Annotated in this window: 21 protein-coding genes; 9 read left to right on the top strand and 12 right to left on the bottom strand. The window is 66.7% G+C overall.

From position 1 onward, the window contains the following. Positions 1–19: 19 nt before the first annotated feature. Positions 20–721, bottom strand: a complete 702-nt coding sequence (locus tag SPR01S_RS02115) for a sulfite exporter TauE/SafE family protein (RefSeq protein ID WP_066584376.1) — start codon at positions 719–721, stop codon at positions 20–22. 67 nt (positions 722–788) lie between these two features. After that, positions 789–1,298 (bottom strand): sterol desaturase family protein, encoded by a 510-nt coding sequence (locus tag SPR01S_RS02110; RefSeq protein ID WP_066584246.1) that lies wholly within the window; start codon positions 1,296–1,298, stop codon positions 789–791. A gap of 115 nt (positions 1,299–1,413) precedes the next feature. Between SPR01S_RS02110 and sucC the strand changes: the two genes are divergently transcribed. The 3 genes from sucC (at position 1,414) to SPR01S_RS02095 (ending at position 4,529) form a co-directional block, all read left to right on the top strand. Further along, a complete protein-coding gene (gene sucC / locus SPR01S_RS02105; RefSeq protein ID WP_066584244.1) occupies positions 1,414–2,613 on the top strand; it encodes an ADP-forming succinate--CoA ligase subunit beta in 1,200 nt (399 codons plus the stop codon). Positions 2,614–2,853: 240 nt separating this feature from the next. Beyond that, complete coding sequence (locus tag SPR01S_RS02100; protein WP_066584242.1) at positions 2,854–3,600, top strand: electron transfer flavoprotein subunit beta/FixA family protein; 747 nt, start codon at positions 2,854–2,856, stop codon at positions 3,598–3,600. Then, positions 3,597–4,529, top strand: coding sequence for an electron transfer flavoprotein subunit alpha/FixB family protein (locus tag SPR01S_RS02095; protein ID WP_066584239.1), 933 nt, complete (start codon positions 3,597–3,599; stop codon positions 4,527–4,529). Before SPR01S_RS02100 ends, SPR01S_RS02095 begins: the two co-directional genes overlap by 4 nt. A 353-nt stretch (positions 4,530–4,882) precedes the next feature. Here SPR01S_RS02095 and SPR01S_RS02090 read toward each other — a convergent pair whose 3' ends face one another. From SPR01S_RS02090 to SPR01S_RS02070, 5 genes are all read right to left on the bottom strand, one after another. Beyond that, positions 4,883–6,106, bottom strand: coding sequence for an MFS transporter (locus tag SPR01S_RS02090; protein WP_066584237.1), 1,224 nt, complete (start codon positions 6,104–6,106; stop codon positions 4,883–4,885). A gap of 2 nt (positions 6,107–6,108) precedes the next feature. Further along, positions 6,109–6,651: a demethoxyubiquinone hydroxylase family protein gene (locus SPR01S_RS02085; RefSeq protein WP_169803350.1), complete on the bottom strand. Its 543-nt coding sequence runs from the start codon at positions 6,649–6,651 to the stop codon at positions 6,109–6,111. Then, entirely contained in the window at positions 6,648–7,652 is a 1,005-nt protein-coding gene (locus SPR01S_RS02080; protein WP_066584231.1) for a histone deacetylase family protein, read from the bottom strand. Before SPR01S_RS02080 ends, SPR01S_RS02085 begins: the two co-directional genes overlap by 4 nt. Then, entirely contained in the window at positions 7,652–8,848 is a 1,197-nt protein-coding gene (gene nhaA / locus SPR01S_RS02075; protein WP_245661832.1) for a Na+/H+ antiporter NhaA, read from the bottom strand. Before nhaA ends, SPR01S_RS02080 begins: the two co-directional genes overlap by 1 nt. A 143-nt stretch (positions 8,849–8,991) precedes the next feature. After that, complete coding sequence (locus tag SPR01S_RS02070) at positions 8,992–10,581, bottom strand: lysine--tRNA ligase (RefSeq protein WP_245661831.1); 1,590 nt, start codon at positions 10,579–10,581, stop codon at positions 8,992–8,994. A 217-nt stretch (positions 10,582–10,798) separates the two neighbouring features. Here SPR01S_RS02070 and SPR01S_RS02065 point away from each other — a divergent pair, with 217 nt between their 5' ends. The 4 genes from SPR01S_RS02065 to SPR01S_RS02050 are packed head-to-tail and all read left to right on the top strand — an operon-like array spanning position 10,799 to position 14,926. After that, positions 10,799–11,128, top strand: a complete 330-nt coding sequence (locus SPR01S_RS02065) for an ArsR/SmtB family transcription factor (RefSeq protein WP_066584229.1) — start codon at positions 10,799–10,801, stop codon at positions 11,126–11,128. Continuing rightward, positions 11,125–11,619, top strand: coding sequence for an SRPBCC family protein (locus SPR01S_RS02060; protein WP_066584227.1), 495 nt, complete (start codon positions 11,125–11,127; stop codon positions 11,617–11,619). The genes SPR01S_RS02065 and SPR01S_RS02060 overlap by 4 nt, the downstream gene beginning before the upstream one ends. Positions 11,620–11,663: 44 nt before the next feature. Beyond that, the gene (locus tag SPR01S_RS02055; RefSeq protein ID WP_066584368.1) at positions 11,664–14,393 is read left to right on the top strand and encodes an ATP-dependent DNA helicase; all 2,730 of its coding nucleotides are present in this window, start codon (positions 11,664–11,666) and stop codon (positions 14,391–14,393) included. Next, a complete protein-coding gene (locus tag SPR01S_RS02050) occupies positions 14,390–14,926 on the top strand; it encodes a SixA phosphatase family protein (RefSeq protein WP_066584225.1) in 537 nt (178 codons plus the stop codon). The genes SPR01S_RS02055 and SPR01S_RS02050 overlap by 4 nt, the downstream gene beginning before the upstream one ends. 155 nt (positions 14,927–15,081) lie before the next feature. Here the strand turns inward: SPR01S_RS02050 and SPR01S_RS02045 are convergent, their stop codons facing one another. Together SPR01S_RS02045 and SPR01S_RS02040 are read right to left on the bottom strand one after the other, a co-directional pair. Beyond that, positions 15,082–15,603, bottom strand: a complete 522-nt coding sequence (locus SPR01S_RS02045) for a YceD family protein (RefSeq protein WP_066584223.1) — start codon at positions 15,601–15,603, stop codon at positions 15,082–15,084. After that, positions 15,600–16,103: a ubiquinol-cytochrome C chaperone family protein gene (locus tag SPR01S_RS02040; protein ID WP_066584367.1), complete on the bottom strand. Its 504-nt coding sequence runs from the start codon at positions 16,101–16,103 to the stop codon at positions 15,600–15,602. Before SPR01S_RS02040 ends, SPR01S_RS02045 begins: the two co-directional genes overlap by 4 nt. Before the next feature lie 137 nt (positions 16,104–16,240). On the opposite strand from SPR01S_RS02040, the gene SPR01S_RS02035 reads away from it, so the two are divergent. After that, positions 16,241–16,732 carry an outer membrane protein assembly factor BamE gene (locus SPR01S_RS02035; protein WP_066584221.1) on the top strand — a complete coding sequence of 164 codons (492 nt, stop codon included), beginning with the start codon at positions 16,241–16,243 and terminating at the stop codon, positions 16,730–16,732. Between the two features lie 256 nt (positions 16,733–16,988). Beyond that, complete coding sequence (locus SPR01S_RS02030) at positions 16,989–17,450, top strand: RcnB family protein (protein ID WP_066584219.1); 462 nt, start codon at positions 16,989–16,991, stop codon at positions 17,448–17,450. A gap of 123 nt (positions 17,451–17,573) precedes the next feature. Here the strand turns inward: SPR01S_RS02030 and SPR01S_RS02025 are convergent, their stop codons facing one another. The 3 genes from SPR01S_RS02025 to SPR01S_RS02015 all read right to left on the bottom strand — a co-directional run bounded on the left by SPR01S_RS02025 (position 17,574) and on the right by SPR01S_RS02015 (position 26,411). After that, entirely contained in the window at positions 17,574–17,909 is a 336-nt protein-coding gene (locus SPR01S_RS02025; RefSeq protein WP_066584218.1) for a DUF2185 domain-containing protein, read from the bottom strand. A 257-nt stretch (positions 17,910–18,166) separates the two neighbouring features. Further along, positions 18,167–20,392 (bottom strand): penicillin-binding protein 1C, encoded by a 2,226-nt coding sequence (pbpC, locus tag SPR01S_RS02020; RefSeq protein ID WP_084250861.1) that lies wholly within the window; start codon positions 20,390–20,392, stop codon positions 18,167–18,169. A gap of 214 nt (positions 20,393–20,606) precedes the next feature. Then, the gene (locus SPR01S_RS02015; RefSeq protein ID WP_066584215.1) at positions 20,607–26,411 is read right to left on the bottom strand and encodes an alpha-2-macroglobulin family protein; all 5,805 of its coding nucleotides are present in this window, start codon (positions 26,409–26,411) and stop codon (positions 20,607–20,609) included. Between the last annotated feature and the right edge of the window lie 25 nt (positions 26,412–26,436).

The raw sequence follows: 26,436 nt of genomic DNA, 5'->3' as shown, positions 1-26,436 counted from the left end.
GATCCGGTCCGATATACCGTCAGGCGAAGGCGTCCCACAGCAATTTCGCGCCGACCAGCACCATCAACAGGTAAATCGCGACATAGAAGCGCTCGGCGGAAACGCGGCGCACCAGCCAGACGCCGGCGAAGGTGGAGACGACCGCGACCGGCAGCAATACGGCCGCGGTCAGCAGATTGGCATGGGTGAACTGGCCGAGCGCGATATAGGCCGGCACCTTGATCCAGTTGACCGCGGCGAAGAAGATAGCGGTCGTCCCGACCAGCACGTCGCGCGACAGGCGGCGCGGCAACACCCAGACCTGAAACGGCGGTTGGCCGGCATGCGCGATCTGGCTGGTGAACCCGGACGCGACGCCGAACAGCGCGCCGAGCCACTCCGGAAGCCCCTTGGCCACTTGCGGCGGGCCGTGGCGATCGGCCCAGAGGCGATAGGCGCCGAACAGCAAGGAGATCGCGCCGACCGCGCCGAGCACCGCGCTTTCCGACAAGCGCGCGGCGAACAGATAACCAAGCACGATCCCCAGGATCGCCCCCGGCATCATCCAGCCGAGCAATCGCCAGTCGACGGTGCGGCGGAACGCCCAGACCCCAACCACGTCCTGCACGATCAGGATCGGCAACAGGATCGCCGCGGCCTGGACCGGCGAAATGACGAAGGCGAGCATCGGCAGCGACAATGCGCCGAGTCCCGCAAACCCGCCTTTGGACAGGCCGAGCATCAGCACCGCCGGAATCGCCAGCGCATAGAAATGCCAGTCGAGGATCACCGCGCGGCTATGCCAGTCTCTAGCGCGAGATATCGCCGGCCGGCGCGCGAACCCCGGCATTGCCGCGGCGCTTGAGTTCGGCCTTGAGCGCCTCCGGCGGCGGTGCCCAGAGGAAGCCGAAGCTGACCGTGCCGCGCTTCGTCTCGACCACATGGTGCAGTCGGTGCGCCTGGATGATCCGCTTCATATAGGCCGATCGCGGTAGATAGCGGGTCGCGACCCGGCGATGGACGATGACGTCGTGGAAGCCGAAATAGATCGCCCCGTAAGCCGCGATTCCCGCGCCGATCCAGGTACTGCCCCACCACCAGCCGAGTTGCACGCCGCCGAGCAGCAGCACGATCGAGGGCAATGCGAAGATCACCGCGTAAAGGTCGTTGAGTTCCCACCGCCCGGTTCGCGGCCGATGATGGCTCGCGTGCAGGAACCAGCCGGGACCGTGCATCACCCAGCGGTGCATGACATAGGCGAACCCCTCCATCGCGATCACGGTGGCGAGGAACAACAGGATACCGAACAGCCAGGTCATCGCGCTCGCTATAGAACTCCTACCCGCACATGGCGAGCGGGGGTGGATTCATCGTTCCCGCTGTGCTTAAGGCCTTTCCATTCCCTTTCTTCGAAAACCCGAGAGAAGGCCCTTCATGAACATCCACGAATACCAGGCCAAGGAACTGCTCGCGAAATTCGGCGTACCGGTGCCCGCGGGCTATGCCGCGATGAGTGTCGACGAAGCGGTCGAGGCCGCCAAGAAGCTGCCCGGGCCGCTCTACGTCGTGAAGGCGCAGATCCATGCCGGCGGCCGCGGCAAGGGCAAGTTCAAGGAATTGGGGCCTGACGCCAAGGGCGGCGTCCGCCTCGCCAAGACGCTCGACGAAGTCCGCGCCGCCGCTGCCGACATGCTCGGCAACACGCTGGTCACCGTCCAGACCGGCGAACACGGCAAGCAGGTCAACCGTCTCTACGTCACCGACGGCGTCGACATCGCCAAGGAATTCTACCTGGCCGCGTTGGTCGACCGCGTCACCGGGCGAGTCGCGTTCGTCGTCTCGACCGAAGGCGGCATGGACATCGAGACCGTCGCGCATGACACGCCGGAAAAGATCCACACATTCGACGTCGACCCCGCGACCGGTTTCATGCCGCATCACGGTCGCGCCGTCGCTGCCGCGCTGGGCCTGAAGGGCGACCTCGCCAAGCAGGCCGCCTCGGTCGCCGGCAAGCTGTATGATGCGTTCCTCGGCACCGATGCCAGCCAGATCGAGATCAACCCGCTCGCCGTCACGGACGACGGCAAGCTGATGGTGCTCGACGCCAAGGTCGGTTTCGATTCGAACGCGATGTTCCGCCACAAGGACCTGCTCGCGCTGCGCGACGAAACCGAAGAAGATCCGGCCGAGCTCGAGGCGTCGAAATACGACCTCGCGTACATCAAGCTCGACGGCGATATCGGCTGCATGGTCAACGGCGCCGGCCTGGCGATGGCGACGATGGACATCATCAAGTTGAACGGCATGTTTCCGGCCAACTTCCTCGATGTCGGCGGCGGCGCCAACAAGGAAAAGGTCACCGCGGCGTTCAAGATCATCCTGAGCGATCCGGCGGTGAAGGGCATCCTGGTCAACATCTTCGGCGGCATCATGCGCTGCGACATCATTGCCGAGGGCATCGTCGCGGCAGCCAAGGAAGTGAACCTCAGCGTGCCGCTGGTCGTCCGCCTCGAAGGCACCAACGTCCAGCAGGGCAAGGACATCCTGGCCAATTCCGGCCTGGCGATCGTTCCCGCAAACGATCTCGGCGACGCGGCACAGAAGATCGTCGCCGAGGTGAAGAAGGCGGCTTGATATTCCCCTCTCCCGTCGGGAGAGGGTTGCGTAGACTTGGATCTTGCGCAGCAAGGCCCTAGGCGTAGCTGGGTGAGGGGATCACCCTATCGAGAGCATATCCCCTCATCCAAGCTCCGCCAGGCACCCCGGCGAAGGCCGGGGTACCAAGCTTCGCTATCCTTCTCCCTCTGGAGAAGGTTTGGACTACCTCCTCCTCTCCTCCCCGGGAAAGGAGTTGGGACCACAGGAGTGGATGGAATGAAAGTCTTGGTGCCGGTCAAGCGCGTGCTTGACTATAACGTGAAGCCCCGCGTGAAAGCGGACGGGACGGGGGTCGACCTGGCCAACGTCAAGATGTCGATGAACCCGTTCGACGAGATCGCGGTCGAAGAGGCGATCCGCCTCAAGGACAAGGGCGTGACCGAGATCGTCGCCGTGTCGATTGGCGAGGCCAAATCGCAGGAAACCTTGCGTACCGCGCTCGCCATGGGCGCCGACCGCGCGATCCTGGTGGTCAGCGACGAGAAGGTCGAGCCGCTGGGCGTCGCCAAGCTGTTGAAGGCGATCGTCGACGCCGAGAAGCCCGATCTGGTCATCCTGGGCAAGCAGGCGATCGATGACGACAACAACCAGACCGGCCAGATGCTGGCGGGCCTGCTCGGCGTCGGTCAGGCAACGTTCGCATCGAAGGTCGAACTCACGTCGGACAGCGTCACCGTGACGCGCGAAGTCGATGGCGGGTCGGAGACCGAGAAGCTGTCGCTGCCGGCGATCATCACCACCGATCTTCGCCTCAACGAGCCGCGCTATGCGTCGCTGCCCAACATCATGAAGGCCAAGTCGAAGCCGCTCGATCAGAAGACGCCGGCCGATTACGGGGTCGACGTCACGCCGCGGCTGACGACGCTCAAGGTCGTCGAACCACCCAAGCGCACCGCCGGCGTCAAGGTCGCCGATGTCGATGAGCTGGTAGCCAAACTCAAGGCGATGGGAGTTGCCAAGTGAAGACGCTCGTCTGGGTCGAACATGACGGCAAGACCGTCAAGGACGCCACGCTCGCCGTGGTCACCGCCGCTACCAAGCTCGGCGAGGTCGATCTGCTGGTCGCCGGGTCAGGCGTCGATGCCGTCGCCGCCGAAGCAGCGAAGATCGCCGGGGTCAGCACTGTGCTGACCGCCGACAATGCCGCGCTCGAACATCCGCTGGCCGAAACCGTCGCGCCGCTGATCGTCAAATTGATGAGCGATCACGACGCGTTCCTCGCGCCCGCGACGTCGAACGGCAAGAACATCGCGCCGCGCGTCGCCGCATTGCTCGACGTGATGCAGATCAGCGACATATTGTCGGTCGAGAGCGAGGACACGTTCACGCGCCCGATCTATGCCGGCAACGCGATCGCCACCGTCCAGACCAAGGATGCCAAGAAGGTCATCACCGTGCGCGGCACCGCGTTCGAGAAGGCCGCGGCCGAGGGTGGCAGCGCCAAAATCGTGTCGACCGACGGCGCCGGGCTGGAGCAGTCGGTGTCGACCTATGTCGGGTCGGAAATCGCCAAGCTCGAGCGCCCCGAACTGACCAGCGCCAAGGTCATCGTCTCGGGCGGCCGCGCGCTCGCCTCGAGCGAGAACTTCCACGCGGTGATCGAGCCGCTCGCGGACAAGCTCGGCGCCGCGGTCGGCGCGTCGCGCGCGGCGGTCGATGCGGGCTATGTCCCCAACGACTATCAGGTCGGCCAGACCGGCAAGATCGTTGCCCCCGAAGTCTATATGGCGATCGGCATTTCGGGCGCGATCCAGCATCTGGCGGGCATGAAGGACTCGAAGACGATCATCGCGATCAACAAGGACGAGGACGCCCCGATCTTCCAGGTCGCGGACATCGGCCTGGTCGGCGATCTCTTCAAGATCGTGCCGGAGCTGACGTCGAAACTCTGACCGCGCGAGGCGCGTAGCCCAAGGCTACGCGCCGGTGCGAACGAGCAAGGCGAAGAGCGCACGCGCGGGCACGGCCGGCGGCGCTCCAGCGCCGACCGACGACGCGGAACTTGCTTCCGCGTCGTTGCCGTGTGGGAGAGGTGCCGTCCCAACCAATTTCGACGGCACCGGACCAACCAAACGGGATCAACTAGCAGCCCCAAAAGAGTAAGCCCCGTCGCACATGGTGCGGCGGGGCTCCCTAAGACGATCCTACGCGTGAAGCGTCTGATCGTCGAAATGCTCTCTCTTTCGTTCAAGCTGGATAAAAACGCGCCGTGTCGCGCCGTGTTCCCGCTCGTGACGAAATTATTTCAATCGGTGCCGAGCGGCTTGGGCGGCGTCACCTCGTTCTGCGGCAGCGGCGGGATCGTCCTGAGGATCAGCCCCAGGATCAACGCGATCGCGCCGAGTGCCCCGCAGAACCACGCCACCCCGGGCCATCCCGCGCGCGTCCAGGTAATCCCGCACAACGACCCCAGCACGCTCGACCCGGCATAATAGAAGAACAGATAGAGCGCCGCTGCCTGTCCGCGTTGCGCGAGCGAGCGGCGGCCCACCCAGGCGCTGGCGATCGAATGCGCGCCGAAGAACCCGATCGTCACGACGCCGATCCCCGCCACGATCAGGGCGAGCGGCCGGGCCGCGGTCAGCGCCACGCCGCTGATCAACAGCACGACGGGCATCCAGAAGATGCGCCGGCGCCCCAGCCGCCCAGCGACGCCGCCGAACCAGGCCGAGCTCCACGACCCCAGCAGATAAAGCAGGAAGATCGCGCCGACCGCGGCGTGGCCCAGCGAATAGGGCGGCGCCATCAGCCGGAAGCCGGCATAATTATAGATGCTGACGAATACGCCCATCAGCACGAACGCCTCGAGAAACAGCAGCTGCATCGCGCGGTCGCGAAACAGATCGAGGAAGCCGCGCGCCACCTCGCCCAGCGGCGGCGCCGAGCGAACGAAATGCCGCGATTCGGGGGCGAGCCGGCGAAACGCCTCCGCCATCGCGATCCCCGCCACCCCAACCAACGCCACCGCGCCGCGCCAGCCCGCGACATCGGTCAACAGGCTGACCCCGAGCCGCCCGGCCATCCCGCCGATCGCGCTGCCGCCGATATAGAGGCCCATCGCCGAGCCGACCGAGGCGTGATCGACCTCCTCGCTGACATAGGCCATCGCCACCGCCGGCACGCCGGCCAGCGCCACCCCGGTCAGGAAGCGCAAGGCGAGCAATGCCGGCCAACCCGGCGCCGCGGCGGTCGCCAGGCTGAACCCGCCAGCCAGGAACATCGCCGCGACCATCATCGGCCGCCGTCCCCAGCGGTCGGACAAGGCGCCCGCGATCAGGATGCCAACCGCCAGCGGCCCGGTCGCGAGCCCGACCGCCAGGCTCGCGGCTTCGGCGCTCAGGTGGAAGTCATGCGCGAACAGCGGCAGCAACGGCTGCGCCGAATAGAGCAGCGAGAAGGTCGAGAATCCGGCGAACAACATCGCCAGCGTCAACCGGCGATAATCGGCGCTGCCCTTGGCCAGCGGCATGGTCAGCGCACCTCACGCGCGAGGCGGGCCGATGCACCATAGGTCGATGTCCATACCAGCATCTCGGTCACCGCGGCGATCATACCATCGAGCCAACGCGGTCGCCGGCCGCCAGCCGCTTGGGCAGCGAATAGATGACCCACTTCCTGATCGCGGATAGCTGCCAGCCCGTCGGCCAGGTCGGCATCCCGGCTGGCGAGCCAAAGGATTTGATCGTTCATATGGCGGTGAACGGTGCGTTCGACCGCTTCGGTGCATGTCAGGATGGCGTCGCGACCGAGTAGCGCGGTGACGGCGCCCAGGATCACTCCCCCGCTCCACCACAGGCTCAGCATGTGGCACGGAACGATCCCCCGCTTGTTCATCGAGGCCGCAAAGAAATCACGGTGACTGACCTCATCACCCAGCGATTCGAGCAACACGGGGACAAGGTCCGGTGCTCGGCGCCGGGCAATCGCGATCTGCGCGCGATAAATGCGGATAGCGCCGACCTCCCCGGCGTGATCGACCCGTAAGATGTCCCTAAGAATCCCGGCCTCGTTCACCAGCCGCTCAACAGGCTCGCGACATTCTCGCCGAGCGCGTCGACCGCATAGCCGCCTTCCATCACGATCACGGTCGGCAATCCCGCGGCGGCGATATCGGCGGCGAGCACGGCATAATCGGGCGTCTCGATCCTGAAAGCGGAGATGGGATCGCCGATATAGGTGTCCGCTCCGAAGCTAACCACCAGCAGCTCGGCGCCGAAATCGGCGATCGCCTGCAACGCGCGGGCCTGTGCGCGGCGAAAGGCATCGAGCGTCGTCCCTTGCGGCAATGGCAGGTTGAGCGTGGAGCCATGCCCGTCGCCCGCGCCGACCTCGTCTTCATGGCCCCAGTAAAAGGGGTAATCGGTCGCCGGGTCGGCGTGGAGCGAGGCGTAGAACACATCGCCACGCGACCAGAAGATATCCTGCGTGCCATTGCCGTGATGATAGTCGATGTCGAGGATCGCGACCCGGCGCTTGCCCGCATGTCGCGCCGCCTGCGCCGCGATCGCCGCAGCGTTCAGGTGGCAATAGCCGCCATAATAATCGACGCCGGCATGATGGCCGGGCGGGCGGCACAAGGCGAAGGCGGCGCGTTCGCCATCGAGCACCGCCTGCGTCGCGGCGAGCGCCGATTGCGCGCTCCAATAAGCGCTGTCCCAGGTGTGCGGCGTGATCGGGGTCGAGGCGTCGAAACTATACTGGCCGAGCAGCGCGTCGATTCGATCGAGCCGGAGCGGCCGCCGTCCGACCACCGGCCAGACATAGCCGACCGCATCACCCGGCCGACCCGCCTCCGCCCAGCGCGCCGCGGCGGTCTTCAGAAAGGCGACATAATCGGCATCATGCACCGCCAGGACCGGCGCCTCAGCGCGATCCTCAGGGGCTTCCGCTCCGCCGATCGCCGCCAGGATCGCCTCGGCGCGCGCCGGCGTCTCGGCATAATCGGTGAAGCCGCCATTGTGCAGCTCACGCGCCGGCGCGTGGAGCAATTGCCGGGGATCGAAGAATTTGCGCATCAAGCCTCTCGCACCGGCCGCGCCACCCAGCGCAGCACCACGAACCCTGCCAGTCCCGACAGGATCGATCCGACCAGCACCCCGACCTTGACCCGGTCGATCAGCGCCGGATCGACGAACGCGAGCCCGCCGATGAACAGGCTCATGGTGAAGCCGATCCCGGCGAGCAGCAATACGCCATAGACCTGAGTCCACGACGCCCCGCCCGGCCGCTCCGCCCAGCCCAGCCTTACCGCGAGCGCAACAGCGCCGAGCATGCCGGTCTGCTTGCCGACGAACAGGCCCGCGGCGACCGCGATGACCAGCGGCTCGGCGAGGACATGGAGCCCCTGGCCGCCCAGCGACACGCCGGCATTGGCGAACCCGAACAGCGGCACCACCATGAACGCGATCCACGGGCTGAGCGCGTGCTCTAGCCGATGCAGCGGCGATTCGGCGTTGTCGGGCGCGCCCGGCGAGGTCCGGATCGGGATCGTCATCGCTGCGAGCACGCCGGCGATCGTCGCGTGCACGCCCGATCGCAGCACCAGCCACCACAGCAGGCTGGACAGGACGATATAGGGCAGCAGGCGGACGACGCCGCCGCGGTTCATCGCGATCATGACCCCAAGCACGACCGCCGCGCCGGCCAGCGAGATGAGGTCGAGGCCATGGCTATAGGCCACCGCGATGATCGCCACCGCGCCCATATCGTCGACGATCGCGACAGTGGTCAGGAACAGCTTGAGCGGGGCGGGCACGCGCGATCCGAGCAGCGCCATCACCCCGACCGCGAAGGCGATGTCGGTCGCCGCCGGGATCGCCCAGCCGCGCGCCAAAGCGGGGTCGCCGGCGACGACAGCGAGATAGACGATCGCCGGGACCGCCATCCCGGCCGCCGCCGCGATCACCGGCAAGGTGCGGTCGGCGGGCCGCGATAGCTCGCCGTCGATCAGCTCGCGCTTGATCTCGAGCCCGACGAGAAAAAAGAACCCCGCCATCAGCGCGTCGTTGACCCATAGATGCACCGTCATCGGCCCGAGCTTGGGCGCGAGCACCGGGCCGGTTTCGATATGGAGCAGATGGAAATAGTCGGCGGCGAGCGGCGAGTTGGCCGCGATCATCGCGAGCACGGCCGCGACGATCAGGACGATCCCGCCGGCGGCTTCGTCCTTGAGGAAGTCCCGGAGGATGGAACCGCGTTTGGTTTGGCTCACGATCACCTCCTTCGTCATGCCGGCCATACCAAGCCCCTCCCCTTCGGGGGAGGGGTTGGGGTGGGGCGGTGCCCCAAGCCGTGTCGCCTGTGAAAAGGCCCCACCTCCTACCCCTCCCCTGGAGGCGAGGGGCTAGGACCACCTCATCGCGCCAATGCCTCGGCGATCAGCTTCCGCGTATTCTCCACCCCGTACAGCGCAATGAAGCTCCCCATGCGCGGTCCCTGGCTCGATCCGAGCAGCGTTTCGTACAGCGCCTTGAACCAGTCGCGCAGCTCGGCGAACCCGCCGCTCTTGCCGATCTCGTAGACGATGTTCTGGATGTCCTCGGCACTCGCACCGGCGGGCAGTGCGGCGAGGTCGACGTCGAGCCGCTTCAGCGCCTCGACTTCGACCCCCTCGGGCGCGCGGCGCTTGAGCGTCGGCGCGACGAAATCGCGGGCATAGGCCAGCGCATAGCCGATCAACTGGTCGAGCGCCGGATACTTTTCCGGCGAGGCATCGGCGACGTAATTGCCGAGATACCCCCAGACCTGCTCCTTGGTCGCGTCGCCGCCCATCACCCCGACGAGATTGAGCAACAACCCGAACGTCACCGGCAGCGTCTCGGCCGGCGGCGGGCCGTTATGGATGTGGTGGACCGGATTGCCCAGGCGCTGCTCGATCGGCTGGCCCGCATAATTCGCGCGGAACTGCCAATAATCGTCGACCGCGCGCGGGATCAGCCCGAGATGGAGCGACTTCGCCTTTTTCGGCTCGCGATAGATGTAGAAAGCCAGGCTCTCGTCGGGGCCATAAGTCAGCCATTCGTCGATCGACAGGCCATTGCCCTTGGACTTCGAGATCTTCTCGCCCTTTTCGTCGAGGAACATCTCGTAGTTGAAGCCCTCGGGCGGGCGGCCGCCGAGCGCGCGGGCGATCTTGCCCGACTGGATGACCGAATCGATCAGGTCCTTGCCCGCCATTTCGTAATCGACGCCGAGCGCGACCCAGCGCATCGCCCAATCGACCTTCCATTGCAGCTTGGCGCCGCCGGACAGGATCGATTGCTCGACCGTCTCGCCGTCATCCTCGAAGCGGACGATCCCGGCCTCGGCATCGACCACCTCGACCGGCACCTGGAGGACGATCCCCGACTTCTTGCTGATCGGCAGCACCGGCGAATAAGTCGCCCGCCGCTCGGCGCGCAGCGTCGGCAGCATGATATCCATCACTGCCTGGTAATGGCGCAGGACATTGCGCAACGCGTCGTCGAACTTGCCGCCGGTATAATAATCGGTCGACGAGACGAATTCATACTCGAAGCCGTAGCGGTCGAGAAACTCGCGCAGCATCGCATTGTTATGCGCGGCAAAGCTCTCATGCGTGCCGAACGGGTCGGGAATTTTCGTCAGCGGTTTGCCGAGATACTGGGCCAGCATCTCCTTGTTGGGGACATTGTCGGGCACCTTGCGCAGCCCATCCATATCGTCCGAAAAGGCGATCAGCCGGGTCGGGATGTCCGACAACGTCTCGAACGCGTGGCGGACCATCGTCGTGCGCAGCACTTCGTTGAAGGTGCCGATATGCGGCAGGCCCGAGGGGCCGTAGCCAGTCTCGAACAGCACGGGCTCGCCGCCCGGTTTCCCGTTCGGATAGCGCTTGAGCAATTTGCGCGCTTCCTCGTACGGCCAGGCCTTGGATTCGAGCGCGGCGGCGCGCAGGGCTTGCATCTGTTCGAGTTCGGCTACCATGACGGAGAGCCGAGTGCGCGATGCGCCGGCTTTTTGCAACCTTGTGGCGATTGGCAGAACTCCGGGGGAACCGGGTGTGGGCACGAGCCCAGCCCGCCGTCAGACGATCTAGCCGCGCACCGCAACCCACCGGCGCTTGCCGTGCCCCGTGAACGGCCGATTCCGATCGCATCGACGCAGCTTGCATATAACATGATAGTTATATAACACTCTTGCTATGGACTCGTTGCTCGATCGTCAGTTCTCGGCCCTTGCCGATCCCACTCGCCGTGCGATCCTCGCCCGGCTGGCGCGGGGCGAGGCGACGGTGGGCGAGCTGCAGCGCCCGTTCGGCATCAGCCAACCAGCAATCTCTCGTCACCTGAAAGTGCTCGAATCGGCCGGACTGATCGAAGGCGGGAAAGCAGCGCAGGCGCGGCCGCGACGCCTCAAGGCGGACGCGCTCGACGATGCGCGCCAGTGGATCGACGGGCTGCGCACCCTGTGGAGCGACAGTTTCGACCAGCTCGATGCCTTTCTCAAAGCGACAGAAGGAAAAGCCGAATGACCACACCAAGCTTCACCATCACGCGCGTGTTCGATGCATCGCGCGAGCGCGTCTGGGCGGCCTGGACCGACCCCGCGCGGCTGGCGGCGTGGTTCGGCCCGAAGGAGACCAAGGGCACTGTCCTCGAATACGACCTCAGGCCCGGTGGCGTCTGGCGCGGGCGCATGGATGCCCCGGACGGATCGGCGATGTTCAGCAAGTTCGTGTTCGAGCAGGTCGACCCGCCGTCGAGGCTCGCGTGGATTCATGGTTTCGCCGATGAACATGGCGCTCGCATCCGCGCGCCCTTCGCTCCCTTGTTCCCGCTCGAACTGCGGACGACGGTGAGGTTCGTCGAGGCCGGCGATAGCACGCGTGTCACCGTCGACTGGGTACCGATCGACGCATCGCCCGAGGAAGAGGCGTTCTTCGCGAATATGATGGACTCGATGTCCGGCGGTTGGACCGGCTCGTTCGATCAGCTGGATGCGTATCTCGCGCAGCATCGCTGATCCACGACGTTGCCATTTTGTTCGGGGGCCGCCACAAGGTCGGCGTGCCCCCCGAACTTCCCTATCCCGCACTCCACGCTAGCCACGCCGGCGTCTGGATCGCCGATGCCGAGGGGTGCAGCGCGATCAGCCGGGGCGAGGCGATCCGGCGCGCCGCCGACACGCCGATGATCGTACTCAACGCGCCACTGATCGGTCAGCGGCTCGGTTATGGCGATCTGTCGGGACTCGATCTGCTCGAGCTCTACGCCTTCCTCAAACCCGCAACCTTTCTCGCCCCGACCCCGCGCGGTTTTGCCCGCGCGCTTGGCCTGACCGAGCCCGAGAGCGAGGATCGCGTCGCGCCGTTCCTGCGCGACGCCGCCGCCGCATTGCTGGCGCTCGCCGAGGGCGATTGGCCCGAGCGCGAAGGCGCCTGGACCGCCGCACAGAGCCTGGCCCGGTTGCGCTGGCCGTGGTCGCCGCTGGTCGCCGAGCGCATCGCCAAACCGCGCGAGCACGAACGCTGGCTGTTCACCAAATTGCCCGAATGGGACGAGGCCGCGCCGCGCCCCGCCCCGCGCCCGGTGACGTTACACGACGCCGATATCGCCGCGCGGCTCGATTATCTGACCGGCACCGGCGCCGAACAGCGCCCCGGCCAGCGCGCCTTCGCCGAAGCGTGCGCCGCCGCCTTCGCGCCGCGCACCCTACGCGACAATCCCAATATGGTGCTGGCCGAGGCGGGGACCGGGATCGGCAAGACTTTGGGCTATCTCGCGCCGGCCTCGCTCTGGTCCGAAGCGGCGGGCGGGCCGGTATGGATATCGACCTTCACCAAGGCGCTGCAACGCCAGCTCAACCACGAGACGGCGCGGCTAATCCCGGATCCCGCCGAGCGCCGCCGCCGCGTGGTGACGCGCAAGGGACGCGAGAATTATCTCTGCCTGCTCAACCTCGAAGACGCGCTGCAAGGCGGGTTCGCCGGTCGTGCGGCGGTGCTCGCGCATCTCGTCGCGCGCTGGGCGGCCTATACCGCCGATGGCGACATGATCGGCGGCGATCTGCCCGGGTGGTTGCCCACGTTGTTTCGCCGCAACGGATCGACCGCGCTGACCGACCGGCGCGGCGAGTGCGTCTATGCCGGCTGCCCGCATTACCGAAAGTGCTTCATCGAGCGCGCCGCGCGCGCCAGCGCCGAGGCCGATATCGTCATTGCCAACCATGCGCTGGTGATGGTGAACGCGGCGCGCGGTCGGGAAGCCAACAGCCGACCGACCCGCTATGTGTTCGACGAAGGCCATCATCTGTTCGACGCCGCCGATTCGATGTTCGGGGTCGCTTTGTCGGGCCAGGAATCGATCGAGCTCAGGCGCTGGATCGTCGGGCCCGAATCGACGTCGCGCGGGCGGCGCCGCGGACTCGCCGCGCGATTGAGCGACGTCGCCAGCTATGACGAAGCCGGCGGCCGCGCGATCCAGGATGCGGTCGAAGCGGCGCGCGCATTGGCCAGCGACGGCTGGCTGCAGCGCGTCGCCGAGGGCGAGCCGTTCGGCGTGGTCGAACGCCTGCTCGCCGCGGTGCGCGGGCTGACCTATGCGCGGGCGGCGCAGGACGGCGATGCCGGCTATGGTCTCGAAACCGAGCTCGCCGAGCCCGATGGCGCATTGATCGAGGCCGCGGCAGAAGCGGCGCAGGGACTGGAGGCTCTGCTCCGCCCGCTAATGGCGCTGGGTCAGCGGCTCGAAGCCGTGCTGGCCGAAGCGCCCGACTGGATGGACGGCCAGGCGCGCGCGCGGGTCGAGGGCGCGATCGCCTCGCTCGGCTGGCGGACGGACACGGTCGGCGCCTGGATCGGCCTGCTCGCGCGAATCGGCGGGCCGGCCGATCCGGATTTCGTCGACTGGCTGGCGGTCGAGCGGATCGAGGGGCGCGAAATCGATATCGGCCTCCACCGCCGCTGGCTCGACCCGACCCGCCCGCTCGCCCAAACCGTGCTCAAGCCGGCGCATGGCGTGCTGGTGACGTCGGCGACGCTCAAGGCTGGAGACCCCGACTGGGTGACCGCAGAGGCACGCGCCGGCGTCCCCCATCTCGATCGCGGCGCCGGCCTGTTCGAGGCGCACAGCCCGTTCGATTATGCCAGCCAGGCCGAAGTACTGATCGTCACCGACGTCAAACGCGGCGACCTGGCCGCTCTCGCCAACGCCTATGCCCGGCTGATCGAGGCAGCGGGCGGCGGCACGCTCGGCCTGTTCACCGCGATACGCAGGTTGCGCGGGGTCCATGCCCGGATCGCCGACCGTCTCGCCCGCGACGGGCTGCCGCTCTATGCCCAGCATGTCGACCCGATCGATCCCGGCACGTTGGTCGATATGTTTCGCGACGATCGCCGCGCCTCGCTGATCGGCACCGATGCCTTGCGCGACGGCGTCGACGTTCCTGGCGAATCGCTGCGCCAGGTCATCCTGGAAGGCGTGCCCTGGGCCAAGCCGACCGTGCTCCACGCGGCGCGGCGGCTGGCGGGCGGTGGTTCTGCCTATGACGACCGCATCGTCCGCGCCAAGCTCGCCCAGGCGTTCGGCCGCTTGATCCGCCGTGCCGACGATCGCGGCGCGTTCGTTTTGCTGTCCGCGGCGATGCCCAGTCGGCTGCTCTCGGCCTTTCCCGCCGGCGTGCCGATCGCGCGCGTCCCGCTCGACGAAGCGGTCGCGCGGGTCAGATCGCGTCTTTCTTCTGTCGCGCAGGTCGGGCAAGGGACAGTCGACAGTCCGATCAACCAGAAGGCGCCATGAAGACGCTCATCCTGCTCCGGCACGCCAAATCGAGTTGGGACGATCACGGCGTCCGCGATTTCGATCGGCGTCTCAACCCCAAGGGTGAACGCGCCGCGCGGACGATGGGCGGGCATATGCGATCCATCGGCGTGAGCTGGGACCATGCCATCGCCTCACCGGCGGCGCGCGTGGTCGAGACGCTCGAGCAAGTGTCGCAAGGCTATGGCCGACGTATCGATCCCGATTGGGATCGCCGCGCTTATCTGGCCTCCGCCGCGACTCTGCTGGAACTGGTCCACGAGGCGCCGCAAAGTGCCGACAGTCTGCTGCTGTCGGGGCACAATCCCGGGCTGGAGGATTTAATTCTGTGGCTGGTCCCCGACGGCGACGCGAAGCGCGACCAGGTCGAGATCAAATTCCCGACCGCCAGCCTGGCGGTGATGACCTGCGAGGTCGACAATTGGGCCGACGTCGTGGCGGGCAACTGCATGCTCACGACCTTCGTCCGTCCGCGCGATCTCGACCCGGGCCTGGGGCCGGACGCGGATTAGGGTCCGTACTCACCCGAAGACGCTTCCCCGGCGAAGGCCGGGGCCCAGTTTCGATGAGGTCGAGATGGTGCGCCGCCATCGATAACGCATAGTGACTGGGCCCCGGCCTTCGCCGGGGAGGTGTTTTCAATTCGGCCGGTGTAAGCGCCGGGGTTCTACTTTTTCCCCAACTTATCCTTCAAAGCCGCGAGCGCGCCGAACGGGCCGGCCTGCTCCTCGCTCAGCACGCCGGCTTCCTTCAGCTTCGCTTCGGCGTTGGGTCCGCGCGGAAAGGGATCAAGCGCCAGCGCCATCGTTTCGGCAGCGACTTCGCCCAGGTCGATCGTACCACCGTCGTAAGGAATGACGTCGATATCGCTGTCGCCGAGTTCCACCTCGTCCTGGCCGGCGTCTTGTTGGGGCACGAACCGCAGGGCGACCGGCTCGTCGACCGTCGCGGGCAACGGATCGCCAGTGATGCTGCATGCCTGGGTCACCGCCGCCGCGACGCGCCCCTCCGCGACTATCCCGGCGGCATCGCGGCGAATCGTGAATCTGCCCGTCAGCCGCTCGATGCCGATCAGGTCGAACCGTTTGGCCAGCGCGGCGCGTTCCTGCGCATCGGCGTCGATCTCGACCGTGCGCGCATCGTCGCCGATCGTATCGACGCGCTGCGGCCGCGCAAATTCGACGCTCACGGCAGCTGGCCCGCCACCAGCGCATCGAGTGTGATGCCATCGAGGCCCTGGCGCAACGCCAGCAAGTTGCGCTCGACATGCGCCAGCGCCGCCGGATCGGGCGCCTCGCCACGATAGAGGTTGCGGATCAATGCCGGCTTGAGGTCGCCCGCCGCCAGCCCGTCGCGATAGGCGCCCAGCCGGCCGCCGAGCATCCCCATCATCCGCCCGACATGCTTACCGACCAGCAGGTCGCCAATCCCGATTTCACGCAATTGCGGATCCATGTCGTCGACGAACGCTTCGGACAGATGCGCGGCCGCCGCGACTCCGGCGGGATCGGCCTCGAGCCGCAGCATGACCATCGCCAGCACCGCCGCGATCATGTCAAAGCGGCCGTCGACCGTATCGGCGACCGCGCCGTCCAGAAACCAATGCGGCTGGCGCGCGCGCGCCACCAAAGCCGCGTACAGCGCCGCGGTTTCGTCACGTTTCGCCCTGAACCTGTCGAAAAAACCCATCATTCTCGCCTTTAGGGCCCCCATGCGGGGGCTTTGCGGCACCGGCCTTGTGCCGTCCGCCCGCCCCGCATATTGAGGCGAACGGCGCGCGATGCAAATGCGCCGGGTGATTGGCGTCGGCGCACGGAGAGTATCGAATGGTGAAGGCAGTCCGGATGGTTGGTCGGTTTGGCGGCCTGACCGCGGCAATCGCGGTTGTGGCGCTCGCCGGCGGCTGCACCTCGCTGCGCTCGCACCAGGGCTATATCATCGATGCCGACCTGGTGAATTCGGTCCAGCCGGGCGTCGACAACCGCGCCTCGGTGATCCAGACGCTCGGCAAGCCGAGCTTCGCCAGCCAGTTCAACAACGGCGAATGGTATTATATCGCGCGCGACAGCCGTAACCTCGCTTATATGAACCCCAAGGCGCGGAGCCAGGTGACGCTGAAGATCGCGTTCGACCAGAAGGGGGTCGTGTCGAATATCACGCGCACCGGCCTCGATCAGGTCGCGTCGATCCGGCCGTATCGCAAGACCACCCCGACCTTGGGCCGCAAGCGCAGCTTCTTCGAGGAATTGTTCGGCAATATCGGCTCGGTCGGCGCGGCGGGCGCGGGCACCGGCGGCGGCGACGACAGCCAGCCGTAAGGTCCCCTCGGACTCCGCTCTATTTCGTCATGCCGGACCCGTTCCGGCATCCAGGGAGCCGCGGGCGATATCGTCTGGGGAGGGTTGGACCCCGGCACAGGGCCGGCGTGACGAGGAAGAATTACCGCCCGCAGGACATCCAAACCCTTGCTGTAACCTGACCGACGCGTTCGCGACGGGTTCAGCGTCGGCGTCCTAAGCCTTCCCGACATGGCGGCGCAGAAGACGCGCCGTCCGGAAAGGAAGGGAGACGATCATGCGTAAATTGATCCTCACCGCGCTGATCGCGGCGACCGCCATGCCGGTTGCCGCACAAGCGCAATCCCGCGGCGAGATTCGTCACGACCGCCGGGAAATCCGGGAAGACCGTCGCGACCTGCAGCGCGATCGCCGCGAGCTGCGCGAGGACCGCCGCGACTGGCGCGAGGACCGTAACCATCGCTGGGGCGACAATGACTGGCGCGACTGGCGCAACCGCAACCGCGGCATCTATGCCCGCGGCACCTGGCGGGCGCCGTTCCGCTATTATGCCTTCCGCCCCGGCGTGCGCATCGCGCCGACCTATTGGGGCTCGGCCTATTGGATCAACGATCCCTGGCGCTATCGCTTGCCACCGGCCGGCTGGGGCCAGCGCTGGGTGCGTCACTACAACGATGTCCTGCTGATCGACACGCGCCGCGGCGTGGTGCTGCGCGTGATCCACAACTTCTACTGGTAAGCTCCCAGTGGAAGGCGGGGCGTCCGGGCGATTTCAATGCCCGCCCGGACGCCTCGTTTTTTTTGCGTCGGCTTTTGATGCCGATCGGCAATTCGGCAGGTGCTGGGTGGAGAGCGGTCTTCGTTACTCGCCGTCGCCGAGAAGCCGAAACGTCCCTTTCGCGCGCTCGTAACGACTACCTACCGCTGCATCGAGAAACGGCAAAATGTCGGGATCATAGTTGACGATGGTGTTTACGTCATAGACGCCATGCCGCTGGCTGTTCGCCATATAGCTTGCATCTTCGTCTCCCGCGAAAAACCGCCAACCGCTATCCAGTTCGTTATTCGGTGCCTCGCGATACATGTAGCCAACGGGCTCGCCATCAACGACGATCCGATCCGTTGAGAGGCATCCACCTCGACCCAGCGCGATCGGAGCGATTTGCTCACGCTTCAACTTGAATATCTTCCCAAGCATCGTAGCCTCCTCCTACCGTTGATGGTGGATTACAAGGAAGCAGCGGATATCCGCTAGTGGGGTCGTTAGTTGCCGCTCCCCCTATATCGTATCGATCACCGCGATCGTGAAGCCAATCTCCTCTCCCCTTGGGAGAGGAAGGGGCCCACTCGGCGTAGCCGAGTGGGAAGATGAGGGCAGGTAAGGGAGCCTGCGCTGCCCTCACCCTTCCGCCGCCTTCGGCGGCTCCCTCCCTCTCCCAGGGGGAGAGGGATTCTTTACCGCATCGTGAACATCACTTGGTCGACCACCTTCCCCGACAGATCGAGCAACGCCAGCCGGTGCCGCCCCGGGCCCGGCAGTATCAGCGGCGCGGTGCTGGCGTCGCCGAGATCCTTCTTGTCGAGCACCAGCCGATGCGTGACCGCGTCGCCCGACACCGCGACCGCGAGGCGCTGGCGGTCGATCGGGATGTCGGGGTCGATCGCGTAGACGCTGCCCGATACGGGATTGGTGATGCGCGGGCGGCGTGAGGTGTCGGGGGCCGCGGTCACCACGTTCATGCCCGTCCCGGCGAGGAAATATTCGCGCCGCGGCTGCTCGATATTGTCGGCGAAGCGGATCGATCGCGCTTCGACTCCGCTCGGCATCGGCGGGGCCTTGCTCGGGCGGTCGGCGTGGAGCGCCAGCATCACGTCGCGCCACACCGGCGCCGCGCCGCTGGTCCCCGAGACGGCGCGCATCGCGTCGCCTTCCATGTTCCCGACCCACACCGCGACGGTGTAGCGATCCGAAAAGCCGATGCACCAATTGTCGCGCATCGCCTTCGACGTGCCGGTCTTCACCGCCGCCCAGAATGGCAGGCGCAGCGACGAATCGAGCCCGAAGGTGACCGCGCGCGCATTGGGATCGGCCATCATGTCGGCGACGATCCACGCGGCTTGCGGCGTGGTGATCGGCTTGGACGCCGGGACCGGATCGTTCGCCGTCATCCGCACCGGGGCCCAGCGACCGGCATTGGCCAGGCTGCGATAGGCGTTGGCCTGTTCGAGCAAGGTCACCTCGGCCGATCCCAGCGCAAGCGAAAAGCCGTAATAATCGCCGTCCTCGACCAGGCCCTGATAGCCGGTGTCCCACAGCCGATCGCGGAACGAATCGACTCCGATCAGCAACAGCGTGCGCACCGCGGGCACGTTGAGCGATCCGGCCAGCGCCGAGCGCGCCGAGACCGGACCCTTGAACCCCTTGTCGTAATTCTGCGGCACGTAGAGCCCCGACGCGGTGTCGAGCTGGACCGGCGAATCGTCGAGGATCGAGGCGGGGGTGAGATACCCCTTCTCGATCGCCTCGGCATAAAGGAACGGCTTGAGCGTCGATCCCGCCTGACGATACGATCCGGCGCCGTCGACCGAGGGCGCGGTCGAATTGCCGCCGATCCCGCCGACATAAGCGAGCACATCGCCGGTCGCGTTGTCGAGCACCACCACTGCGCCGTCGCGCGCGCGGCTGCCGCCGAGCCCCTCGAGCTGGCGCTTGAGCGCGGCGATCGCGGTCCGCTGGATATCGGCGTCGAGCGTCGTGGTGACGCGCAGCCCCGCCTTGGTCAGCAATTTGTTGGCGAGGTGCGGCGCGAGGCCGGGGTCGAGCGCCAGGCTGCGCGCCGGGCCGAGCATCGAATAGGCCTCGCCCTCAAAGCGCGAGCAATCCTTTTCGTGACTGAGCAGGCACGCGCGCCGTGCCACCGATCCCGCCCCCGCTTGCGGATCGGGCAGCAAGGCCGCCAGCATCAGCGCGTCGTCGCGGCTGAGTGCGTCGGGCGTCTTGCCGAACAGGCCGAGCGCGGCGGCGCCGATTCCCTGCGCCTCGCCCCGGAAGCCGGCGAGGTTGAGATAGGCTTCCAGGATCTCGTCCTTGTTCCAGTCGCTCTCGACTTCCCAGCCCGCGCGCATCTGGCGGATCTTGTCGAGCCAGCCGCGCGCGCCCGGCCGGGCAAGGTCGGGCGACAGGAACCCCGCGAGTTGCATGCTGAGCGTCGAGGCACCGCGCGATTTTCGCCCCTCGATCCGGTCGCGTAGCGCGCCCAGGCTCGCCAGCCAGTCGACTCCCCAATGGCTGTAGAAGCGATGATCCTCCGCCGCGACCAGGGTCGTCCTCGTCGTATCCGCGACCTTATCGAGCGTGACCCAGGCTAGCCGGCGCCGGGCATAGTCGACCCGCGACGAATCGATCAGCACGCCGTGGCGGTCGTAGAGCCACGCCTCGGACGATTTCCAACTCGCCCGGGTATCGCGATAGCTCGGGATCGGCGGGGGCAGGGTCAGATAATCGACCACGCCGCCCGCGACGACGAGCAGCCCGAGCGCCGCGACGACCCAATGCGCGCGGGTGCGGGGGCGGTGGTCGACCAGCCAGCGCCCGGCGGCGGCGATACCGTCGTCGACTCGTGCTTCGATCGCGCGCGCGCCGTTCCAGGCGGCGCGCACCCTTTCTCGCCATCGGCTCATCGCATGACGCCTAGAGCGAGGCGGCATTCAAATCTCCCCTCCCTTCCAAGGAGGGGATTAAGGGGTGGGTGAGCGGCGGGCGAGGCTCGATGCCTCGTCCGACGCTGTTTTGGCGAGCGGTGGATGAGTCTTCCAGGGCGCGCAGACGCGCGCACCCACCCCCTGCCCCTCCCTGCAAGCAGGGAGGGGAGTAAAAGGACCACGCCGCCACCCATCACTTCTGCGCGATGGTCATCGACGCATTGGGCAATTGAGCGTTGATCGAGGGCGAGTACATCGCCTCGACCCGCGTCGACGGCATGCTGAACGTGCCCGCGCCGTTGAGCCGCATCAGATAGACGACGGCGAAATTGCCGCGCGGGACCCAGTCGAAAAAGCCGCGCCACGAATCGCGCCGCCGCTCGATGTACGCGGGCGAGACCCCGGCCTGGACGTCCCACACCTTGCCGTCCTTGTCGGTCACGCTGAACCGCGAACCGCCGCCGGCCTGCTCCTGTCCGGCGAGCATCTGCGACTGGCCGCCGAGATCGCTGACCAGAGTCGCGCCCGCCGGGATCGGGTCGTTGACCACTACCCAGTTGCGCTCGGCAGTGGCCTCGACCAGCAAGGTCACCTTGAGCACGTCGCCGCGGCTATACTGGCCCTTCACCCGCTGGCTGACCGGCTCGACCTTCTTCGAGACGCGATAGCCGGCGAACAACGGCTGGGTCAGCGGCACCGCGGCCGAGACCTGGACCGTCGCCCATGGCCCGGCCCCGGCCGATTGCCGCAGCAACAGCGGAGTCTGGACCGAGGGCAGAGCGAAGCTCGCCTTGCGAGCATCCGCGGCGAGCGGCCAGGACTTCAGCACCGATTGTTGCCCAAGGCTCAGGCTGGTCGTCCCCATGATCGCGCTCGCCGGATAGAGCCCGCCGAACTTCTTCGCCGCGATCGTGCCCCAGGCATTGGCCGTGGTGGTATCCCAACGCCCGCGCTGCTGGCGCAGCGACACGCCGACCATCATCTTGGGCGCATCGTCGTTCCAGCCCGGCCGGCCGAGCGTCGCGATCACCGCCTTGATCGCCCCTTCGTCACCCGACGACATCAGCCACCATGGCGCATTCGACTGATCCGAGAGATCGAGCCGTGTCCCTTCATAGACCAATCGCGTGCGCAGCACGTTCTCGGCGGTCCCGCGCAGGGCGTTTGCATTGGCCAGCCCCGACACCTTGTCGAGCGCGACCATATAGTCCGACAGCATCGAGGTCGGCATTTCCTGCGGGGTGATGCCGATCTGGCCGAGCATCGCCGGGGTCGCCGCTCCGGCGCGGGCGAGCGCGTTGAACGCGTTCAACCGCTGCAGCCGGACATCGCCATAATCCTCATGCCGCAAGCGGCCGTCGAGCACGGCCTTCAGCCCCTCGACCATCCTGGTCTTGGCGGCGTCGGGGATCGGCAGCCCGGCATCGCTGGTCAGTTCGAGGACATAGGAAGTCAGCGCTTCCGAGCCCTTGAGCGATGCCTGCGGCCAATAGCGCAGCAGGCCGTCGTCCGCCTGATAGGTCGGGATTTCGCCCGCGAGCTGGATCCAGCCGGCGGAATCGCCCAAGGCGACAATCCGGCTGAGCCGCTGCTCGAAACAATCATAGGGATAGGCCGCCATGAAGCGGCGCACGCCCTCGAGCGGCGGCGCCAGGCTGTCGTCGAGCTTGATATCGACCACGCCGAAGCCGGGAAGCGCGCCCTTGGGCGGGGTGATCGCGATCGAGGTGTTGGGCCCGACCCGGGCGAGCGTCGCCGCCCAGACCTCGGTCGGCACCGCGGGCACGACGTCCTGCACCGTGGTCATCTTGTCGACCGCCTTGCCGTCCGACGACTTGGCGCTGACCGTCCATTTGAGCTGGCCGCCTTGCGCCGGCGCGGTCAGGTTCCAGGCGATGGGCGCCGCGCCGCCCGCCGGGATCGTCACCGTGATCGGATTGCCCTTGGCGATCTGCGGTTCGAGCGCGACATTCGCGGTCACCGTCATCGGCTTGTCGGAGCCGTTCCTGAGCGTGAAGCCGGCGGCATATTGGTCGCCGGTGCGGACCAGGCTGGGCAGGCCGGCATAGACCGACAGATCCTGCGCGGTGCGGATGTCGGTGCTGCCGGTGCCGAACAATTGCGCGCCGTCGGTCGCGATCGCCACCAGCTTGAAGCTGGTCAGCGCATCGTTGAGCGGGACCGGCACCTGGGCATGGCCATTGGCGTCGAGCGCCACGCGGCCCTTCCACAGCAAGACCGGCTGGAAATTCTCGCGGTTCAGCCCCGACAGATCGCCGCCGCCGCCACCGCCGGCCTCGACCGCTTTCTTGCCGTAATGGCGCTTGCCGACCACCTGGGTCTGCGCGGTCGCGGTCAGCACCGACAAGGGCCGGTCGCCCATCATCGCGTCGAGCACGTTCCAGCTGTCATTGGGTGCCAATTGCAACAGCGCCTGGTCGACCGCGGCGAACGCGACGTCGGCGGTCTTTGCCGGCTTGCCGTCGGGATCCTTGACCGAGACGTCGACCGTCGCGGTGTCGCGCGCGGCGTAGCGTTCCTTGTTGGCCTTGACCGTCACGCCCAATTGATGCGCTTCCCAGCCGACCTTCACCTTGGCGATGCCCAGGCGATAGCTCGGCTTGGCCAAGTCGACCAAGGCGGTCGGTTCCTGCGCCTCGCTCGGAGCGCTGGTGAAGCCCAGGGCCTTGCCGATCCCCTGGAACCAGCTCCACACGCCAGGCTGCGCGCGCCCGCGCACCGCCATCACCGAGACGAACACGTCCGGCGCATAGCTGCCCGGCATCTTGACCTCGACCACCGGATTGGCGCCCGACAATTTGGTCACGAAGCTCGACAACACGCCTTCGCGCTCGACCGTGACCAGGGCCTCGGCCTCGCGGAACGGCATGCGCACCTGGAAGCGCGCGGTCTCTCCGGCCTTGTAGGTCTGCTGCTCGGGGACGACGTCCATGCGGTCGCCATTGTCGCCGCCGAACCACCAATCGTCATCGCCCGCCAGCCATACCGAGCGCACCGCGCGCGAGACGTTGCCGTCGGCATCGCGCGTGGTCGCGACGATATAGACTTCGCCCGACACGCCGGGATCGATCGTGCATTTGGCGAGCCCGAGCTCGTCGGTGGTGGTGCTGCACGACCCGCCGAGCTTGGTCGTCTTCATCTGGTTGTCATAGGCGTAGAAGCCGCCGATCAACCGCCGCCGCGCGGTCAGCACCTGGCGGCTGTAGAGCGCGACGTTGATCGCCTGGCCCTTCCTGGGCTTGTTGTCGGTGTCGAGCGCGACGAAGCTCAGGCGCAGATCGTCCTGCTTCATCAGCCAGCCGTCGGTCTTGGCACCCAATTGCACCGCCGAGGGGAAGATCGGGATGCGCTTCGACGCGGTCAGCACTTCGCCATTGGCGTCCTGATAATCCATCTCGACCAGCATGTCGGTCGCCTGGTCGACCTGGGGCACGTCGACCGTGGTTCGCGTGGTGCCGTCGCCGCCCAGGGTCGCGGGCAAGGTCTGGGTCGGCGGCAGCGGCGCGCTTTCTTCCTCGCCATCGCCGTTGAGCGGCTTGGTCCCTTCCTGCACGTCGGTTCCGCCGAACGTGTAGCCGTCATAGCCGTCGGGAGTCGCGGTGCGGCCGAAATAGCCGACCCGCATTTCGACCGGCAGGTTCGACGCGCCGCCGCCCGCCAGATAGCCGACGAACAGATCGAGCGGCAGCGACTTGGGCCGGATCGCGGCGTCCTTCGGACCCGTCACCGTCGCGCGCATCGTCGGCAATTTATATTCGTCGACCTTGAACGACTGGTTGGTCGACAGCGTCTTGTCGCCGTCGATCACCGAAATGTCGTAATCGCCCATCGGCGCGCCTTGCGGCGCGGTCCATTCGGTCTCACCGATGCCATTGGCGTCGATCGTCAGCGGCAAGTCGAAATTGGTGTCCGACCCGCGATGCGACAGGCGCAGCGTGCCGGTAAAGCCCGGCGCCAGCGCGAACCCGGCGCCGTTGGGCTGGCGCAGGATGTGCTTCATGTGGATCGTCTCGCCCTGGCGGACAAGCGCGCGGTCGAACACGGTGTGGAACACGTCGCCCTGCGCCGAATAACCATAAGGCAGGTCGAAATCGTACGGCCGGATGCCCTCGCCCCAATCGGTCAGGGTGAAGCTGAAATCGTCGCCGGCGCGCGCCGACACCATCAGCGGGTGGTTCTGATAATCGCTGTCGCAGCCGCCATAGGTTTCCGGCTGCGGCAGGCCCGCGGGGATGAACACCGCGCCCGATTTGTCGGTGGTGCCGTTGGCGAGCAATTGCCCGGAGCAGCTGTCGGTCACCGCCACCGCGGCATTGCCGACGGGCAGGCCGGTGTCGAGATTGGTCACCCAGGCCAGGCTCTTCTCCCGCCCCCATTTGAAATGGACCGCCATGTTGGTGACGAGCGCGGCGGTCGCGACGTAGCGCGGCGCCTTGCGGCCGAGCAGGGCCTGGCCCAGCACCGGGCTGGCCAGTTCGACGACATAGAATCCGGGCTTGGTCAGCGGGATACCGACCACTTCGAAATCCTTGCCCTTGCCGGGCAGGCCGATCTTCATCGACGCGCCGGCATTGGCGCCAGTCAGGATCGGGGTCGCGCCGGTATTCTGGATATGGCCGACGACCTCGTCGCCCTTCTTGATATCCTCGATATTGGTGTCGTCGGCCGAATTGACCGTGCGCAGCCATTCGGCGATCTTGCCGTCCGAGCCCTCAACCCGCAGCGTCTGTCCGCCGATATTGAGGTTCTGGCCCTGCAGCGAAGGTTCGACGTTGCGCACCGTGACCGGCAGCACGCCGCCTTCCTTGGCCTCCAATATGCCGAAGCCCGCGGCGAACTTCACCAGAGGTGGCGCCTGGTCGATGCGAATATCGAGCGGGAAGCGCTCGGCATTGGTCAGCGGCCGCCCGCTTTCGTCCTTCACGTCCGCCGGGATCGAGACCTTTGCGGTGGTCGCGTAGGGCATCGGCGCGGCGAACTTGATGTCGCTGATCGTCGCCGATTTCTGCTCGTCCTTGTCGAACACCGGCGCGATCACCGTGCCGTCGGCGGTGGTGATCTTCACCTGTTTGGCGAGCGACATCGGGATCGGCGCGGTGAAGCGCAGATAGGCTTTCTCGACCGGGTTGCAGCCGGCCTGGGCGTTGGTGCGGCTGCATTCGAAGCGCGCCGCGAACGGCTTGCGGACGGTGAAGTCGAAGCGCTGATCGGTGCCCGCGGGCTTGCCGCTCGCGCTGGCGATCTTACCCGACCAGACCAGCGACATATCGTGCCCCGGCGGCAACGGCCGGCGGCAGCGGAGCGCGGTCACGCCTTCATAAGCCTTGGCGCGATCGGCCTCGCTCGCCGGGACGGTCGCGGGCAGGTCGCCGCTTTCCAGGAAGCTCTGCACCGCATAATTGTCGTCGGTGCCCATCTCGGCGATCAGCTTGCCCGCGGTGTCGGGGGGCAGGACGTCGACCGGGATCTTCTCGCCCAGCCCGGCGACCGAGCAATAGGCATTGGCGCCGACCGATTGCGGCGTCGCCGGCAAATTGGCGGCGATCAGGAAGACCTGACCCTCCTCGATCTCGTCGCTATTCTCGCCCGGCAGGATCGCCTTGGCCATCGGCCCGCCGGCATCGACCGTGTAAGTGTTGCTGTCGTTGAGCGCATAGCCCGACACGCTCTTGGTCCCGGCCTTGACCTTGAACTCGCATTTGGTGCCGCCCGGCAGCGGATTGGTGAATTCCCAGACAAAGGTCTGCTGATCGGCCCAGCGCCCCTGCCCGCTGACCACGCAGGTAACGTCGAACGGAGACGGCGCGCGCGGATCGCCCAGCGCCACCATCGGCTGGCTGAACCGCGCGGTGAAACGCTCGATCGAGCCGTTGCCGACGCCCGGCGTGGCGACGGTGATGTGCGGGGAATTATCGCCGAATGCGAGCGCCGGTGACAGCGCCAGCGCAAGGATCGCGAGACGGGCCGCGAGCTTCATACATCCCCCTTCTGTCGTGGCTTCA

Origin of the sequence: Sphingomonas pruni NBRC 15498 (genome assembly GCF_001598455.1) — a bacterium.
GTDB classification, from domain to species: Bacteria; Pseudomonadota; Alphaproteobacteria; order Sphingomonadales; family Sphingomonadaceae; genus Sphingomonas; species Sphingomonas pruni.
Note: the sequence above shows the minus strand (reverse complement) of the source record. Positions and strands in the feature narration are given on the sequence as shown.